The sequence below is a fragment of the Celeribacter sp. HF31 genome (assembly GCF_011806455.1).
Taxonomy (GTDB): Bacteria; Pseudomonadota; Alphaproteobacteria; order Rhodobacterales; family Rhodobacteraceae; genus Celeribacter.
The window spans coordinates 33,084-49,972 of record NZ_JAATOT010000002.1; the positions used below are offsets into that span (position 1 = coordinate 33,084).

Below are 16,889 nucleotides of genomic sequence, written 5' to 3' on the forward strand. Positions count from 1 at the left end.
TCAAATTATTGCAGGGTCAAGAGAGCGTCCCATCGCAAGACGGCAAGAGGGGCATTACGTTTTCGAAAATGCAGACCCGATCAGGTCTTGACGAAAAGTTTGCGCGGCACCTTGCACAGTGTTTCTGCCGGTCCATCGTCGCGGATCAGGATGGTTTCCGTGGTCTCCAAACCCCAATCCTCCATCCACAGCCCCGGCATGAAGTGAAAGGTCATCCCGGGCTGCAACACCGTCTCATCGGAGGCGCGCAAAGAGACGGTATGCTCGCCCCAATCCGGCGGGTAGGACAGGCCCACGGCATAACCACAGCGGTTCGGCCGTTCGATCCCAACCTTGCGCAATTCGGCATCGAGCGCGCGGGCAATGTCACCGGCGCGCTGGCCGGGCCGGGCGATGTCGATCCCGGCGTTCAATCCTTCGGTCAGGGCCAGGGCGGCTTCGCTCATGTAACGCGGCGGCGTCCCAAAGAAAATCGTCCGACAAAGCGGCGCGTGGTAGCGGCGATAACAGCCCGATTGCTCGATAAACGTCGCCTCATTGGATTTCAGCGCCTCGCCATTCCACGTCAGATGCGGCGCGGAGGCGTCTTTGCCCGAGGGCAGCAGCGGCACGATCGCCGGGTAATCGCCCCAGCTGTCCGCTTCGCCCTGAACCGCGGTCTTGAACAGCTCGCCGACCAGATCGTGCTTGCGCATCCCGGGTTCGGCAAGCTCGACCGCGCGGTCGATCACCAGCTCGGAAATCCGTGCGGCGCGGCGCATGAACTCCAGCTCTTCAGGCGATTTGACTAGCCGTTTCCAATTGACGAGTGAGGTGGCATCCACGAACTTTGCCTCCGGCAAAGCGTGCTCCAACACGGCAAAGGCCCGGGCGGTGAAATAATAACTCTCCATCTCGACACCGATGCGCCGGGTCTCATATCCCAAAGCCGCGAGATGGCGGGCGAGATCTTGCATCGGATGAAGATCTTCCGCTTGAACGAAACGGTCCTCATAGGGCAGGAGGCTCTCGTCTTCCATCCAGACTGTCCGCTTCGCGCCATTCGCATCCATGCCGCGGCCCCACCAAAACGGCGCGCCGTCGAGCGGCAAGATCACGCCCTGATGGACGTAAAACGACCAGCCGTCATAGCCCGTGAGCCAATTCTGGTTGGAGGGATTGGTGACGAACAACACGTCGATCCCGGCGGCGTTCATGGCCTCGCGGGTGATCTGAAGGCGTCGATCATATTCGGCCTGCGTAAAGGCGGCGTTCTCGATGGGCATCATGACGGCTTCGAATGAGCTACAGGGACAAGTTGAGAAAACCGCGCATGTCGCGTCAATCAAAACCCACAGCATCGAAACCTGAAAACCGTCTGACAGCCCGACGTGCTAGGACTTTCAGCGCCGTGATGCAAAAGTGTAAGGGGGCTATGCGCCGCGTCCTCCTCTGTGCGATTTATCCTATAATTGGTATTATGTATAATATTAGACGGGTGATGAAGTGAGAAACACCCTATGACACCTTGTTTTCATAGCGTTTTCTGCCCGCTCTAGAAGCTCGGTGGCGTTGAGGCACTGATCACCTCGCTGGGAACCGGACCGATTTGACGAAAGCGATGCGGTGTACGGCTCTCGAAATAATACGCATCTCCTGGACCCAGGATTTTGCGCTGCTCACCCACAGTGACCTCGATGCGCCCGGAAATCACGATCCCGGCTTCTTCGCCTTCATGGCCGTACATCACGCGTCCCGTGTCGGCGCCGATCTCATAGCGTTCGCGCAGCATCATCAAAGCCCGCCCAAACAGCGATTTGCCGACCTGTTTGAGCGAGAGCTTGCCTTTGCCGATCTCGGTGAGCTCTTCGGCGGCGTAGAACACCTGTTGCTCGGTCACGGGCTCGAAGGCGAAGAACTCCGACAGGCTGATCGGAACACCCGCGAGGATCTTATGAAGCGCGCCGACGGATGGGTTCATCTTGCCGGATTCAATGAGAGAAATCGTCGAATTCGGAATGCCGACTTTCTTGGCCAAAGCGCGCTGAGACTGCCCGGCGCGTTCCCGCACAGCGCGCAGCCTTTGACCCAGAGCCAAATCATCGAAGTCTTCCGCTAAAGTGTTTGATCCGTTCATTATACGACAAACCCTAGATATTTCTTACATGATTATAATGCATTACGAAGAATAAGAAACAGAGTTTTTTAAGATCGGGAAACCGCATAGCGTCAGATCAATCACGACCTTCACTCTCGCACTTCAGCACAACAGGATAGAAAATGACAAACGCAGATCTCGCCGCCCGCCGCGTAGACGCCATGGCCCGAGGCGTCGGCGTCATGACCGACCACTTCATCACCCGCGCCGAAAACGCCGAAGTCTGGGACGAAGACGGCAATCGCCTGATCGACTTCGCCGCAGGCATCGCCGTGGTCAACACCGGCCACCGCCACCCGAAAGTCATGGCGGCGGTCAAAGCCCAGCTCGACGGTTTCACCCACACCTGCCACCAGGTTTTGCCCTATGCGCCCTATGTGACGCTGGCCGAACGGCTGAATGCCAAGGTGCCGGGCGCCTTTCACAAGAAAACCGTCTTTGTCACGACCGGCGCAGAAGCCGTTGAAAATGCAGTGAAAGTCGCGCGCGCCTATACGGGACGTCCGGCAGTGATCGCCTTTGGTGGCGGCTTTCATGGCCGGACCTTCATGGGCATGTCGCTGACCGGCAAAGTGGTGCCCTACAAAGTCGGGTTCGGCGCAATGATGCCCGACGTGTTCCACGTGCCCTACCCCTGCGCGCTGCATGGCGTCTCCGTCGACGACAGCTTTGCCGCCATTGAGGCGCTGTTCAAAGCCGATGTCGATCCGGCCCGCGTCGCGGCCGTGATTTTCGAACCCGTGCAAGGCGAAGGCGGTTTCTACCCGGCGCCTGCCGAATTCGTCACCCGTCTGCGCGCGCTCTGCGACGCCCACGGCATGGTGATGATCGCCGATGAGGTGCAAACCGGCTTTGGCCGCACAGGCAAACTGTTTGCCATGGAGCATTACGACGTGGCCGCCGATGTCACCACCATGGCCAAAGGTCTGGGCGGCGGTCTGCCGATCTCTGCGGTCACCGGCAAGGCCGAGATCATGGATGCGGCGGGTCCCGGCGGCCTGGGCGGCACCTATGGCGGCAACCCTCTGGGGATTGCTGCGGGCAATGCCGTTCTGGACGTGATCGAAGAGGAAGACCTCTGTGCCCGTGCCGAGGAATTCGGTAACAAACTCAAAGCTGTGCTGGCCGACATTCAATCGACCACACCGGAGCTTGCCGACATTCGCGGCCCCGGCTTCATGGTCGCCGCCGAGTTCATGACCACGGACGGCAAACCCAACGCCGAACTGACCGGCAAGATCCGTATCGAGGCGCTCAAGCGCGGTCTCGTGCTTTTGACTTGCGGCGTCTATGGCAATGTGATCCGGTTCCTCGCGCCTCTGACCATCGATGAGCCGGTGTTCGATGAGGCGATGGACATTCTGAAAGATGCGGTGAATGCCGCGCGGGAGAGCTGATATGCGGGCTTTGAACGATCCCAGCCTGATGGAAACACGCGCCTATGTGAATGGCGTTTGGGTTGAAGGGAAAAACACATTTCCGGTGGAGAATCCGGCCACGGGCGAGGTGATTGCCCATGTCGCCGATCTCTCTGCCGAAGATGTCGCCATGGCGATTGATGCGGCCTATGTGGCGCAGCGGGCCTGGGCGCGTGCGGATGTGAAAACGCGATCGAACACCCTGCGCAAACTCTTTGATCTTATGGTGGAAAATGCCGATGACCTGGCGACCATCCTGACCGCTGAAATGGGCAAACCCTGGGCCGAAGCCCGCGGTGAAATCCTTTATGGTGCGTCTTACATCGAATGGTTCGCGGAGGAGGCCAAGCGCGTCTACGGCGACATGATCCCCGGTCCGCAAAACGACAAGCGCATGGTGATCGTCAAACAAGCCGTGGGGGTTGTCGGCGCGATCACGCCGTGGAACTTCCCCAACGCGATGCTGGCGCGCAAAATGGCCCCTGCCCTTGCCGTTGGCTGTTCCATGGTGGCGCGGCCGTCCGAGTTCACGCCTTTGTCTGCGCTGGCGCTGGCGGTTCTGGCCGAACGTGCAGGTGTCCCGGCGGGTGTGTTCAACGTGCTCACCGGCCTCGATGCCGCTGGCATGGGGCAAGAGTTGTGCGCCAACACGAAGGTGGCCAAAATCACCTTTACCGGCTCGACCCGCGTGGGCAAAATCTTGCTGTCGCAAGGTGCCGAAACGGTCAAGAAAATGTCGATGGAGCTGGGCGGCAACGCGCCGTTCATCGTCTTTGACGACGCAGATGTGGACGCCGCGGTCGAGGGGGCCATGCTCGCCAAATTCCGCAACAACGGCCAGACCTGTGTCTGCGCCAACCGGATTTACGTGCAGGCGGGCATTTATGATGAATTCTCCGAAAAGCTGGCTATCGCCTTGGGATCGCTCAAACTGGGCGATGGCTTCGCCGAGGGCGTGAACACCGGCCCGCTGATCAACGCAGCCGCTGTGGCCAAGGTCGAGGATCACATCAAGGATGCGGTCGAAAAAGGCGCCGAAGTGGTTGTCGGTGGCAATCGTTCGAACCTCGGGCAGACCTTCTTTGAGCCGACCGTGCTCAAGGGTGTGACGCAAAAAATGAAAGTCGCCACCGAGGAAACCTTTGGCCCTCTGGCGCCGCTGGTGAAATTTGACACCGAAGACGAGGCGGTGGAGTTTGCCAATGCCACGGAATTCGGGTTGGCGTCCTATTTCTACACCAACGATCTGAAACGCGCCTGGCGTGTGGGCGAAGCCTTGGAAACCGGGATGGTCGGCATCAACACCGGCGCGATCTCGACGGAAATGGCGCCCTTTGGCGGGGTCAAACAGTCCGGCATGGGCCGCGAAGGTTCGAAATACGGCTGTGACGACTATCTGGAGATCAAGAATCTCTGCTTCGGCGGGTTGACCTGATCCGGCACAAAGGGCGGCCTTAGCCGCCCTTTTTTCTAGTTTTCAAGGGAGGGTGTGATGTCCAACAGTCACGGATTTTTGGCCGATGTCACCAATATGTTCAACGACGCGGCGGAGATTTTGGCGCTCGAGGAAGGTCTCGCCGAAAAGATCGCGGTCTGCAACACAACGCTGACGACCCGCTTTGGCGTGCGCCTCAGAGGCAAGATGTACACCTTCGAGGGCTGGCGCGCGGTGCATTCCAACCATCCCAGTCCGGCCAAGGGTGGCATCCGCTTCGCGCCCTACGCCAACCACGAAGAGGTCGAGGCGCTGGCGGCGCTCATGTCCTACAAATGCGCGTTGATGGACCTGCCCTTCGGCGGCTCGAAAGGGGCGCTGAAGGTCGATCCAAACGATTGGGCCCCGCATGAAATGGAACGCATCACCCGCCGCTTTGCCCAGGAACTCGCGCGGCATGAATTCCTTAGTCCCTCACAAAACGTCCCTGCCCCGGATGTCGGCACCAATGAGACGACGATGATCTGGATCGCCGATGAATACCGGCGGATGAAGTCCCATGACATCAACGCGAACGCCTGTGTGACCGGCAAACCCCTGGCCATGGGTGGCATCGAAGGGCGGATCGAGGCCACGGGACGCGGGGTGCAATATGCGATCCAGGCGTTTTTCCAGACGCCCGAGGATGTCGCAAAGATCGGCATGGATGAAAGCCTTGAGGGCCGCACGGTCGTCGTGCAAGGGCTCGGCAATGTCGGCTATCACGCGGCGAAATTCCTGAGCGAAGAGAGCGGTTGCAAGATCATCGCCGTGGTGGAACGCGACGGTTCGATCCGCAATCCCGACGGCCTCGACATCGAGGCACTGCGCAAACATATGACCGAGACGGGCGGTGTCAGCGGCTTTGAGGGCGGTGAATTTGACAGCGGCTCGGCCTTGAGCGACGCCTGCGACATTCTCATCCCGGCAGCTTTGGAAAGCGCCATCCACGACGGAAATGCCCATGAAATCAAGGCAAAACTGATCGTCGAGGCCGCCAACGGCCCGGTGACCTATGCCGCCAACACCATCCTGCGCGAACGCGGTGTGGTGATCATCCCCGATCTCTACGCCAACGCGGGCGGCGTCACGGTCAGCTATTTCGAATGGGTCAAGAACCTGACCCATATCCCCTTTGGCCTGATGGAGCGCCGTCGCGACGAGGAAGGCAGCCGCATGTTGGCCCGCCAGATCGAAAACATGACGGGCTGTCATTTCCCGGCGGAGAGTGCCGAGCCCTTCTTGTCGGGCGCGCGTGAGATCGATCTGGTGCGCTCTGGGTTGGACGAGAAAATGCGTTCGGCCTACGGCGAGATGTCTCGGCTCTGGAACGCGTCCGAGGACATTCCGGATCTGCGCACCGCCGCCTATATCATCGCCGTCAAACGCATCGCGGAGATCTACCGCGCGCTTGGGATTGGCTGAGCTTGGAAGGCGGTCGTTTGGAGACGGGCAAGGCTTAGCCCTTTGCCCGCTCCACCATGCCAAAGAGATCGCGCGGATCGTCCGGGTCGGCCAGCATATCGAGCGGCTCGCAGAAGTCGGTCCCAGCCACCTTGTCATGCACAAAACGCAGCGCGGAGAAATCCTCAATCGCAAATCCCACACTGTCGAACAGCGTGATCTGCGCCGCGTCCCGCCGCCCCTCGGCCTCACCGCGCATCACTTGCCAAAGCTCGGTCACCGGGTGATCTTCGTCGAGTTGCTGTATCTCGCCCTCGATCCGGGTTTGCTCCGGGTATTCGACGAAAATGTCAGAGCGCAGAAGGATGTCTTTGTGCAGCTCCGTCTTGCCCGGACAATCGCCGCCGATGGCGTTGATGTGCTGGCCGCGGCCAATCATGTTGTCGGTCAGGATCGTGGCATATTGCTTGTCGGCGGTGCAGGTGGTGACGATCTGCGCACCTTCGACGGCCTCTTGCGCCGAAGAACATGACGTGATGTCAAAGCCTTGCGCCGTGAGGTTGCGCTGGGCCTTGGCGGTTGCCGCCGCGTCGATGTCGTAGAGCCGAAGCCGGTTCACACCGCAAAGCGCCCGGAATGCCAGCGCCTGAAACTCGCATTGCGCGCCATTGCCGATCATCGCCATGACCTCCGCCCCTTTCGGCGCGAGATATGTGCCAACGAGCGCCGAGGTTGCCGCAGTGCGCAGCGCGGTCAACACCGTCATTTCCGTCAACAACACCGGATAGCCATTAGACACGGACGACAAAACGCCAAAGGCGGTGACGGTCTGAAACCCCTCTTTCATATTCTTCGGATGGCCGTTGACGTATTTGAAGCCGTAGAGCTCCGCATCCGCCGTGGGCATCAGCTCAATCACCCCCTCATGGGAATGCGAGGCGACGCGCGGGGTCTTGTCGAACTCCGGCCAGCGTTTGAAATCCACCTCAATATAGCCCGCCAACTCGGTCATGAAGGCCTCCGCTCCCATGGAATTCACCAGCCGCATCATGTTGTGAACGGAGACGAAGGGCACGAAAGCCAGTTTCGAGGGCGAAAGGTCCATCATCCGAAACTCCGGGTCATACGGTCGAGCACACGCCGGCCAAAGAGGCTGGCCGTCAGGTCGCACAAGAGCTTCGCCGTGCGGCCGCGTTCATCGAGAAAGGGATTGAGTTCCACAAGGTCGAGCGAGCCAACCAGCCCGCTGTCACAGAGCGTTTCCATGATCAGATGCGCCTCGCGAAACGTGGCCCCACCCGGCACGGTGGTGCCCACGGCGGGTGCGATGCCGGGATCGAGGAAATCGACATCGAAGCTGACGTGCAGACGTCCGTTGGCGGCCTTGACCCGCTCCAAAAACGCCCGAAGCGGCGCCAGAACGCCGGTTTCATCGAGCGCGCGCATGTCATGGACCTCCATGTTCAGATCCTTGATCCGCGCATGTTCCGCCGGATCGACGGAGCGAATGCCCATAAAACAAACGTGCGCCGGATCGACCGCCTGCACGAGTGCGGGATAGGCGTCGCACGCCCCCTGCTCAGAAAACTGTCCGGTGAAATACGCCACCGGTGTGCCATGCAGATTGCCGCTTTCCGTGGTCGACAGCGTGTGCAAATCCGGGTGGGCGTCGAGCCAGAGGACAAAGAGCGGGCGGCCCTCTTCGGCGGCGACGCGCGCAACACCGGGCACGGTGCCCGCAGACATCGAATGATCGCCGCCCATGAAGATCGGCAAATCGCTGGTCCGGGCCGCCTCATAGGCCATGGGCTCCAGCGCCTCGATCCAGGCGCAGGTTTCCGCCAGGTTGTGTACCGCCGGATTGGCATGGGGCATCTCGGCCTGTGGCGCGATCTGGACATCGCCCAGATCGGAGACCTGCCACCCGAGGCTGGTCAGCACGTCCATGAGCCCCGCCGTGCGCAGGCTCGCGGGCCCCATGAGACAGCCGCGTTGAGACGCGCCGGTCTCAATCGCGGCCCCGAGGATGTGGCAGGATTTGCGCATGTGGATGAGTCCCTGAAAAATCTGCGTTGCCTTGAGTATGCACGGGCTTCCAGTGGCTTTCATGCTTTTAAATGGCGCATTTCGATCTTAAATTTGTGCATCATGGTAATCTGATTGATCAAAGCGACAAGAAACACATGACCACCACCGATTTAAACCAGAGCGACCACGCCATTCTTGCCGCCCTGCGCGACAATGCCCGCATGTCGATCACCGAGCTCGCACAGCACACAGGTCTGTCGCGCAACACCGCCCGGGCGCGGCTCGATGCGCTGGTGGCAGATGGGAGAATCAGACGCTTCACCATCGAGACCGATGTGGATGTCGAGGGCGAGGTGCGCGCCATCTCGCTGGTCGCGCTCCAGGGAAAAATGTCGCGGCAGGTGATCCGCGCGCTGAACCGTATTCCGGGGGTCAGAACGGTCTATGCCACCAATGGCGCCTGGGATCTCGTGGCCGACATCCGCACCGACAGCCTGGTGCAATTTGATCGAATTTTACGGGAAATCCGCGAAGTTCCGGGGGTGACGACCTCGGAAAGTTGTCTGCTTTTGGCCCATGTCGTCGGATGACCTCTCGCCCCGCGCCCTCTCAAAAACAGCAAGCTATGCCCCAGCTATGCGAAAACGCGCGGTCCGGTTGACCCACGGGACATCTTGCGTTGCGGGTACGTTCTTTTTACGTTCATCCTATGGGGGACACACACCTTAAAGATCAAGTCCACACAATCCTCTCCGCCACAACGGTTGCGGAGGTATGGGATTGCTTGCTCTCGCGGCTGATGGAGATCGGCTTTCACCATGTCCTCTACGGCTTCACACGCTTTCACACCTCGTCGGGCTTTGGCGATGACAAGGATCACCTGTTCCTGACCAATTTCGGGGCGGATTACATGCAGGGCTATTTCCTTGAGGGCCGCTATCGCCATGGTCCCATGGTGCGCTGGTCCGTCGAGAATACCGGCGCCTGCCCGTGGAGCTGGATCCGCGACAATCTCGACAACCTCACCGAAGAGGAACGCGAAGTCGTGGCCTTCAATCAGGCCTCCGGCGTGACCAGCGGCTATACCATCGCCTTTCCGCACTCTCTGAAACGGGCCAAGGGCGCGATTGGCATGTCTCTTGAGCCTCATGTGGGCACACAGGAAGAAGCCGATGAGATTTGGGCGCGTCACGGCAGTGAGCTTGAGGTCATTTGCGGCGTTGCGCATTTGAAACTCATCAGCCTGCCGCTTCCGAAACGCATTCTGACCAAGCGCCAGCGCGAGGTTTTGGAATGGATCGGTGACGGCAAAACCGTGGCCGACACGGCGCAGATCATGGGGCTGAACAAGGCCACTGTGGAAAAGCACCTGCGGCTCGCGCGCGAATCTCTTGGCGTCGAGACCACCGCCCAGGCCGTTTTGAAAGCGGCCATGCACAATCAGATTTTCACATTCTGACCTTTTTCCGGCGTGACACCGCGATGACTTCGCGTCAGCTAAACTGACATTCGTTAATTTTTAGTTAAAGGTAAGGAAGTGCGTAGTTGCACAAATATGAATAGAACGAGACATTGAAAATGTTCCGGCTTTCTGAGGCTTGGCCTTTGGGACGGGGGTGGCGGGATCGCCAGGGTCATTCGGCTCACCGTTACTTCATAAGGGCCGCGGGTTTATAGTCGACTTCGCGGTCCTTAATTTTCTTTCACCGAAACCTTCAACACCATGCCCTTCGGGGCGCGCATTTGTCGAGTGCCCCTTTCAAAGCAAAAGGGCCGCCCTAAGGCAGCCCTCTCAATCTCTTCAGACCCGATAAAGATCAGCCCTGCATCGCTTTCGCGACTTCGGCAGCGAAATCTTCGGTCTCTTTCTCGATGCCTTCGCCAACTTCGAGACGCACGAAACCGGTGATCTCGACACCTGCTTCTGCTGCGGCTTTCTCGACGGTCAGATCGGGGTTCACCACGAAAGCCTGACCCAGAAGGGTGGATTCGGCGATGAATTTCGCCATCCGGCCTTTGATCATGTTCTCGATGATGTTTTCCGGTTTGCCGGACTCGCGGGCGATATCCATTTGGATTTGCTTTTCTTTCTCAACCACAGCCGGGTCGAGAGAGGCTTCATTCAGACCCTGCGGGTTGGCCGCCGCGATGTGCATCGCAACCTGCTTGCCGAAAGCTTCGTTGTCGCCTTTGAGACCGACGAGCACGCCGATTTTGCCGAGACCGTCAGCGGCTGCGTTGTGGACATAGGTCACAACGGTGTCCGCTTCGATTTTCGCCATGCGACGCACGGACATGTTCTCGCCGATGGTGGCGATCTTGTCGGTGATCAGCTCAGAGACCGGCTTGCCGTTCACGTCCGCGGATTTCAGCGCTTCGACGTCGGACACGCCCAGAGCGGCGGCGGCGATGTCTTTCACCATGGTCTGGAATTCGGCGTTTTTCGCAACGAAGTCGGTTTCGGAGTTCACTTCGACAGCGACACCCACACCACCGTTCACAGCAACGGCCACGAGGCCTTCTGCGGCGGTACGGCCGGATTTCTTGGCGGCTTTCGCCAGACCTTTGGTGCGCAGCCAGTCAACGGCGGCTTCCATGTCGCCATCGGTTTCGACCAGCGCTTTTTTCGCGTCCATCATGCCCGCGCCAGTGGATTCGCGCAGTTCTTTCACCTGAGCAGCAGTGATTGCCATGTCGGCTCTCCTCGAATGTCTAGGATACAAGTATCGGGGGCGGGATACCCTGCCCCCGTATCAATTTTGTAACGACCGCGCGGGACTTGGTCCCTTGCGGTCGAAAAAATCAGGCCTCAGCGGATGCTTCTTCTGCGACGGCTTCTTCAGCGATCGCTTCTTCGAAGGCACCGATGTCCACGCCGGCTGCGCCCATTTGAGCGGTCATGCCGTCAAGCGCCGCACGGGCGACGAGATCGGTGTAGAGCGAGATCGCGCGGGACGCGTCGTCGTTGCCCGGGATGATGTAGTCCACGCCCTCGGGGGAGCAGTTGGAGTCCACAACAGCCACAACCGGGATGCCCAGTTTTTTGGCCTCCAAGATGGCGAGGTCTTCTTTTTTCACGTCGATGACGAAGAGAAGATCCGGCACGCCGCCCATTTCACGGATGCCGCCCAAGGACGCCTGAAGCTTCTGCTGGTCGCGTTCCATGTTCAGACGCTCTTTCTTGGTGAGGCCTTCTGCGCCGGAGGCGAGGGTCTCATCAATGGCGTTCAGACGCTGGATCGACTGGGACACGGTTTTCCAGTTGGTCAGCGTGCCGCCGAGCCAACGGTGGTTCATATAGTACTGTGCACATTTCTCAGCGGATTCGGCGATGGCGCCAGCGGCCTGACGTTTGGTGCCGACGAAGAGAATACGGCCGCCTTTGGCAGCCACGTCGCGCACGACCTGCAGAGCCTGGTCCAGCATCGGGACGGTCTGGGTCAGGTCGAAAATGTGGATGCCGTTGCGCTCACCGTAGATGAACTCCTGCATACGCGGGTTCCAACGCTGAGTTTGGTGGCCATAGTGGACGCCAGCTTCCAAGAGCTGACGAATGGAGAAATCGGGAAGCGCCATTCGTGTTTCCTTTCCGGTTTAACGCCTGAGCGGAGGGTCTCAGGGCATATGCCCCAACCGGTGGATCGTTCGAGGATGTCTCCCCCGAGGACCCGCCTCCGCCTGTGAAGTGATCGCGCATATAGAGAGGATTTCGGGGCTTGGCAACCCCCGCCCTCTCCTGCGCCGTTGCTTTGAGTATTTTTACAGCAAAGGAGACGCAAGGCTCCATCTGTCCAGCACACCATCTCTTGCCATTTGGTCAAAAACAGGCGCAATAGTCTTATGGACAAATCACATGACATTCTTTGCATCGGCTCGGTGCTTTGGGACGTGATCGGGCGCACGGATCGTTCGATGCGCGTGGGCTCTGACGTGCCGGGCCGCATCGTGCGGGTGCCGGGCGGTGTGGCGATGAATATTGCCATGGCTTTGGCGCGGTTCGGCATGGTGCCCGATCTCTTGACCGCCATCGGGCGCGATCCGGCGGGCGCGGAATTGATCGAGGCGGCTAAAGTGCGCGGCATCGGTACGGATCACGTTTACCTCTCAGAGGATTTGCCAACCGACAGCTATATGGCCGTCGAGGGTGCGAACGGCTTGATCGCCGCCATTGCGGATGCGCATTCGCTGGAGCGCGCGGGCGATAAAATCCTGCGGCCTTTGGCCGACGGGCGTCTGGGCACGGTGAATGCGCCTTACGAGGGCCCGGTGGCGCTTGATGGTAATCTGACGACACAATTGTTGCGAGAGATTGCGCAGTCGCCCTTGTTTGCCAAAGCCGACCTGCGTGTGGCCCCCGCCTCGCCGGGTAAGGCCGAGCGGTTGTTGCCGCTGTTGGATCACCCGCGCGCAACGCTTTATGTCAACCTCGAAGAAGCTGGCCTCTTGGCCCAGACCCAATTCGAGACCTCGGCGGAGGCCGCGAAGGTTCTCGTCGAAGACCGTGGTGCGCATCGGGTCTTGGTCACCAACGGTGGCAAAGGCGCCTCGATTGCCTGCGATGGAGAAGTCCTGACCCAAACCCCGCCCGAAGTTCTGGTCGCGCGCGTGACCGGCGCGGGCGACACTTTCATGGCGGCGCATATTGCCGCCGAAATGCGTGGCGCAGATGCCGCCGACGCTTTGACGGCGGCGCTTGAAGCGGCCGCTCACTATGTTTCCGGAGATACCCCCCTATGACCCTTCCGATGATGTATGCCCCCGAAGTCGTCGACGCGCTGGAGGCGGGCCGTCCTGTCGTGGCGCTCGAGTCGACGATCATCACCCATGGCATGCCCTATCCGCAAAACGTCGAAACCGCCCAGATGGTCGAAGAGGACATTCGTGCCGCAGGTGCCGTACCCGCGACCATCGCGGTGCTCGACGGTGTGCTCCATATCGGGCTGACCGAGACGCAGCTCAAAGCGCTTGGTCAGGCGACCGGCGTGATGAAAGTCTCTCGTGCGGATTTGCCAGTCTGTATCGCGCGCGGAGCGACAGGTGCGACCACGGTGGCCGCCACCATGATTGCGGCTGAGATTGCCGGCATCAAAGTCTTTGCCACCGGCGGCATCGGCGGCGTGCATCGCGGCGCGGAAGAGACTTTTGACATCTCCGCCGATCTTCTGGAACTGGGCGAAACGGCCGTGACCGTGGTGGCCGCCGGGCCGAAAGCCATTCTCGACATTCCGAAGACGCTCGAAGTGCTGGAAACCCATGGCGTGCCGGTGATCGCCTATGGTCAGGACGAAATCCCGGCGTTCTGGTCGCGCGCCTCTGGCCTGCCCGCGCCTTTGCGGATGGACAGCGCGAGTGAGATCGCGCGCGCCATGGAAATGCGCGCGGCGATGGGCCTCAAGGGCGGTCAACTGGTCGCCAACCCGATCCCCGAAGCGGATGAGATTCCGCGCGAAGTGATCATGCCCTATGTCGAGACCGCGCTGAAAGAGGCCGAAGATAAGGGCATCGCCGCGAAAGAGGTCACGCCTTTCCTGTTGCAGCGCATGTTCGAGTTGACCGAAGGCAAATCCCTCGTCGCCAATATCGCATTGGTGCGCAACAACGCGCGGCTGGCGGCTCAAATCGCCTGCGAATTGACCGCCAAATAACCGAAGAGACATGCAAATCGCGATTGAGAGCGGAAAATCGACCGGCGGCTTATTGTGTCTTTACACATGCCCCCCTAAGTTCCCTCTCAATCGCGCCTCTTTCATGGTCAGTCCCCTAGAATGAACAACCCTTTCGAAGACGAAACCCACCCGCCCCAACCGCGCAAGCCGGGGCTTTTTGCGCATTTGCGTGCGGCGTTTCTGACGGGGCTTGTGGTGGTCGCCCCCATCGGGCTGACCGCCTATGTGATCTGGACCGTGATCGGCTGGGTCGATGGATGGGTTTTGACCTTTGTGCCCTCGGGCTACCACCCGGATGCGCTGATCAACCGCTTCCTGGGCTATACTGATCCGGGCGAGCAGATTCACATCAACCTGCGCGGTGCGGGTGTGGTGATTTTCCTGATTTTCACCGTGGTGGTCGGCTGGATCGCCAAGGGCCTTGTGGGGCGCTCGCTCATTCGCTGGGCCGAGAACCTCGTGGATCGCACGCCCGTGGTGAGGTCGATCTACAATGGCGTCAAACAAATCGCGGAAACCGTGTTTTCGCAGTCCGGCACCTCTTTCGACAAGGCCTGTCTCATCGAATATCCCCGTCGCGGGATTTGGGCCATCGGCTTTGTGTCGACGAATGCGAAGGGCGAGGTCGCGCGGCGCACGCCAGAGGACGAGAAATATCTCTCGGTCTTTGTGCCGACCACGCCGAACCCGACCTCGGGCTTTTTGCTGTTCTTCCCGGAGAGCGATGTGATCCTGCTCGACATGACGGTCGAGGATGCCGCGAAACTGGTGATCTCTGCCGGGCTGGTCTATCCGAACCCGAAAGACCCGACGCAACCGCCGGCTGAGAAAATCCCGGATACGCCCGCGTAAGTCACCTCAGGCGAACATCTCATGCAAATCGACACTGGCACGTTCCCCCAGATCGTCGAAATGCTCCGCTAAAAATGTGTCACAGGCTGCCCTGCCCGCCGCTTTCAGCCGCGACAGGATCAAAGGCGAGGGCACCAGTTTGGTGCGCGCCGAGAGCTCCTGCATCAGCGTGTCATCGGCGATCATATGCACCAGCACATCCTTCATCGTGCCCTGTGGCAGGCGTTCGGCGGCGATCAATTCGCGCACGAATTGCACCGCACGCAGCTCGCGCAACAGGGATGAATTAAACGAAATTTCGTTGATCCGGTTCTGAATCTCCTCGGGCGTTTTCGGCGTACCGGGACGCTCCAGAGGGTTGATATTGACGATCACCACATCCGCCGGAAACTCCGGTTCAAACAGCGGAAACAGCGCGGGATTGCCGGTATAGCCACCGTCCCAGTAAGGATCCGTCACGCCCGTCACCGGATCGGTGATCTGCACCGCTTGGAACAATTCCGGCAGACAGGCGGACGCGAGGATCACATCCGTGTTCACCTCATGGCCGGAAAACACCCGGATTTTGCCGGTGCGCACATTGGTGGTGGAGATGAACAGCGCCGGGCCGTCTTCGGCGCCCAAGACGCTGCAATTCAGCTCCTCGACCACATCGTTCAAAGGGTTCTGATAGAAGGCGCCGTAGACATAGGGGCTGGTCACCGTGGCGATGGAATCGAGGAATGCAAAGGGCACGGTGTATTGCATCATCTTGGTGAACAGCTCGGTCGTGGGACCGAATTGCGACATCCAGGCGTTAAGCCGCATGTCCGACACCGCCCCCATCTGCGCCCAGACGCCATCGAGCGCCGCTTTCGCCCCCGCACGCCCGCCTTGCACGAGACCGGATTTCAATGCGGCCCCGTTCAAAGCCCCAGCCGAAGTGCCTGAAATCGCGGCGATCTCCACTTCGTCATATTCCAGCATCCGGTCCAACACGCCCCAGGTGAAGGCGCCATGCGCGCCTCCGCCCTGAAGGGCCAGGTTGATCTTTTTGACGGGTTTGGACGGTTTCTTCGCCATCAGAGCGCGGTCCAGCCACCATCGACGGAGATCGTCGTGCCGGTGATCTGATTGGCCGCCGAAGACGCGAGAAACACACAGGTGCCGCCCAGTTCTTCGACCGTGGCGAATTGTTTCGACGGCTGGCGATCCAACAGAACCTCACGGATCACCGTTTCGCGGTCCATGCCGTATTTCTCCATCGTATCCGGGATTTGCGCCTCCACCAGCGGGGTCAAAACATAGCCCGGACAGATCGCATTGCAGGTGATCGGTTCTTCGGCGGTCTCCAGTGCCGTGACCTTGGTCAGCCCCACCACGCCGTGTTTGGCCGCGACATAGGCCGATTTATAGGGCGACGCGGTCAGGCCATGGGCGGAGGCGATATTGATCACCCGACCCCAACCGGCCGCGCGCATCACGGGCAAGGCGGCCGCGGTGGTGTGAAACGCGGAGCTGAGGTTGATCGCGATGATCGCATCCCATTTGGCGCGCGGAAATTCGTCGATCGCCGCGACGTGTTGGATGCCCGCATTGTTGACGAGAATATCGCAGCTGCCCGCCTTCTCAATGAGCGCCCGGCACTCGTCGCCCTTCGACATATCCGCTTTGATATAGCGCGCGGTGACGCCGAATTCGCGGCCGATCTCCTCGGCCAGCGCGTGGTCTTCGTCGCGATCGGTGAAGGAATTGAGCACAACATTCGCGCCCACTTTCGCCAATTCACGCGCCACGCCCAGCCCGATTCCAGAGTTCGATCCGGTGATGATGGCGGTTTTTCCTTGAATGGTCATATCTGTCTCCAATTCTCTTTGCCTTTAACTGTAGGTGCTGCGGCTGCAAAGCAAAGGGGAGAATCGCCACGTCCG

At 59.9% G+C, this 16,889-nt stretch carries 16 protein-coding genes; 8 read left to right on the forward strand and 8 right to left on the reverse strand.

The window, feature by feature from the left end; translation table 11 throughout:
- Positions 1 to 80 precede the first annotated feature (80 nt).
- Together HCZ23_RS03550 and HCZ23_RS03555 are read right to left on the reverse strand one after the other, a co-directional pair.
- Positions 81 to 1,265 carry a M24 family metallopeptidase gene (locus HCZ23_RS03550; protein ID WP_167600344.1) on the reverse strand — a complete coding sequence of 395 codons (1,185 nt, stop codon included), beginning with the start codon at positions 1,263 to 1,265 and terminating at the stop codon, positions 81 to 83.
- A 269-nt stretch (positions 1,266 to 1,534) separates the two neighbouring features.
- On the reverse strand, positions 1,535 to 2,116 hold the full coding sequence (locus HCZ23_RS03555) for a cupin domain-containing protein (RefSeq protein ID WP_167600345.1): 582 nt from the start codon (positions 2,114 to 2,116) through the stop codon (positions 1,535 to 1,537).
- Between the two features lie 143 nt (positions 2,117 to 2,259).
- Between HCZ23_RS03555 and HCZ23_RS03560 the strand changes: the two genes are divergently transcribed.
- Genes HCZ23_RS03560 through HCZ23_RS03570 form a run of 3 tightly spaced genes read left to right on the forward strand, consistent with a single transcriptional unit; the run spans position 2,260 to position 6,454 of the window.
- Positions 2,260 to 3,534: a 4-aminobutyrate--2-oxoglutarate transaminase gene (locus HCZ23_RS03560; protein ID WP_167600346.1), complete on the forward strand. Its 1,275-nt coding sequence runs from the start codon at positions 2,260 to 2,262 to the stop codon at positions 3,532 to 3,534.
- Position 3,535: 1 nt separating this feature from the next.
- Complete coding sequence (locus tag HCZ23_RS03565; protein ID WP_167600814.1) at positions 3,536 to 4,990, forward strand: NAD-dependent succinate-semialdehyde dehydrogenase; 1,455 nt, start codon at positions 3,536 to 3,538, stop codon at positions 4,988 to 4,990.
- Positions 4,991 to 5,047: 57 nt separating this feature from the next.
- The gene (locus HCZ23_RS03570; RefSeq protein ID WP_167600347.1) at positions 5,048 to 6,454 is read left to right on the forward strand and encodes a Glu/Leu/Phe/Val dehydrogenase; all 1,407 of its coding nucleotides are present in this window, start codon (positions 5,048 to 5,050) and stop codon (positions 6,452 to 6,454) included.
- 34 nt (positions 6,455 to 6,488) lie between these two features.
- On the opposite strand, the gene HCZ23_RS03575 is transcribed toward HCZ23_RS03570, so the two are convergent.
- Positions 6,489 to 7,541: an ornithine cyclodeaminase gene (locus HCZ23_RS03575; RefSeq protein WP_167600348.1), complete on the reverse strand. Its 1,053-nt coding sequence runs from the start codon at positions 7,539 to 7,541 to the stop codon at positions 6,489 to 6,491.
- Positions 7,538 to 8,479: an arginase gene (gene rocF, locus HCZ23_RS03580; RefSeq protein ID WP_167600349.1), complete on the reverse strand. Its 942-nt coding sequence runs from the start codon at positions 8,477 to 8,479 to the stop codon at positions 7,538 to 7,540. The genes HCZ23_RS03575 and rocF overlap by 4 nt, the downstream gene beginning before the upstream one ends.
- 71 nt (positions 8,480 to 8,550) lie before the next feature.
- Between rocF and HCZ23_RS03585 the strand changes: the two genes are divergently transcribed.
- Together HCZ23_RS03585 and HCZ23_RS03590 are read left to right on the forward strand one after the other, a co-directional pair.
- Positions 8,551 to 9,051 carry an Lrp/AsnC family transcriptional regulator gene (locus HCZ23_RS03585; RefSeq protein WP_254869915.1) on the forward strand — a complete coding sequence of 167 codons (501 nt, stop codon included), beginning with the start codon at positions 8,551 to 8,553 and terminating at the stop codon, positions 9,049 to 9,051.
- 119 nt (positions 9,052 to 9,170) lie between these two features.
- Positions 9,171 to 9,920, forward strand: a complete 750-nt coding sequence (locus tag HCZ23_RS03590) for a LuxR family transcriptional regulator (protein WP_167600350.1) — start codon at positions 9,171 to 9,173, stop codon at positions 9,918 to 9,920.
- 358 nt (positions 9,921 to 10,278) lie between these two features.
- Here HCZ23_RS03590 and tsf read toward each other — a convergent pair whose 3' ends face one another.
- Entirely contained in the window at positions 10,279 to 11,154 is an 876-nt protein-coding gene (gene tsf, locus HCZ23_RS03595; protein WP_167600351.1) for a translation elongation factor Ts, read from the reverse strand.
- 109 nt (positions 11,155 to 11,263) lie between these two features.
- Entirely contained in the window at positions 11,264 to 12,037 is a 774-nt protein-coding gene (rpsB, locus tag HCZ23_RS03600) for a 30S ribosomal protein S2 (RefSeq protein ID WP_167600352.1), read from the reverse strand.
- A 264-nt stretch (positions 12,038 to 12,301) separates the two neighbouring features.
- Between rpsB and HCZ23_RS03605 the strand changes: the two genes are divergently transcribed.
- The 3 genes from HCZ23_RS03605 to HCZ23_RS03615 all read left to right on the forward strand — a co-directional run bounded on the left by HCZ23_RS03605 (position 12,302) and on the right by HCZ23_RS03615 (position 14,979).
- On the forward strand, positions 12,302 to 13,198 hold the full coding sequence (locus HCZ23_RS03605; RefSeq protein ID WP_167600353.1) for a PfkB family carbohydrate kinase: 897 nt from the start codon (positions 12,302 to 12,304) through the stop codon (positions 13,196 to 13,198).
- Complete coding sequence (locus HCZ23_RS03610; protein ID WP_175580870.1) at positions 13,195 to 14,106, forward strand: pseudouridine-5'-phosphate glycosidase; 912 nt, start codon at positions 13,195 to 13,197, stop codon at positions 14,104 to 14,106. Before HCZ23_RS03605 ends, HCZ23_RS03610 begins: the two co-directional genes overlap by 4 nt.
- A 120-nt stretch (positions 14,107 to 14,226) precedes the next feature.
- Positions 14,227 to 14,979 (forward strand): DUF502 domain-containing protein, encoded by a 753-nt coding sequence (locus tag HCZ23_RS03615; protein ID WP_167600354.1) that lies wholly within the window; start codon positions 14,227 to 14,229, stop codon positions 14,977 to 14,979.
- A gap of 6 nt (positions 14,980 to 14,985) precedes the next feature.
- On the opposite strand, the gene HCZ23_RS03620 is transcribed toward HCZ23_RS03615, so the two are convergent.
- On the reverse strand, positions 14,986 to 16,041 hold the full coding sequence (locus HCZ23_RS03620; RefSeq protein WP_167600355.1) for a patatin-like phospholipase family protein: 1,056 nt from the start codon (positions 16,039 to 16,041) through the stop codon (positions 14,986 to 14,988).
- Positions 16,041 to 16,814 carry a 3-hydroxybutyrate dehydrogenase gene (locus HCZ23_RS03625; protein WP_167600356.1) on the reverse strand — a complete coding sequence of 258 codons (774 nt, stop codon included), beginning with the start codon at positions 16,812 to 16,814 and terminating at the stop codon, positions 16,041 to 16,043. Before HCZ23_RS03625 ends, HCZ23_RS03620 begins: the two co-directional genes overlap by 1 nt.
- Between the last annotated feature and the right edge of the window lie 75 nt (positions 16,815 to 16,889).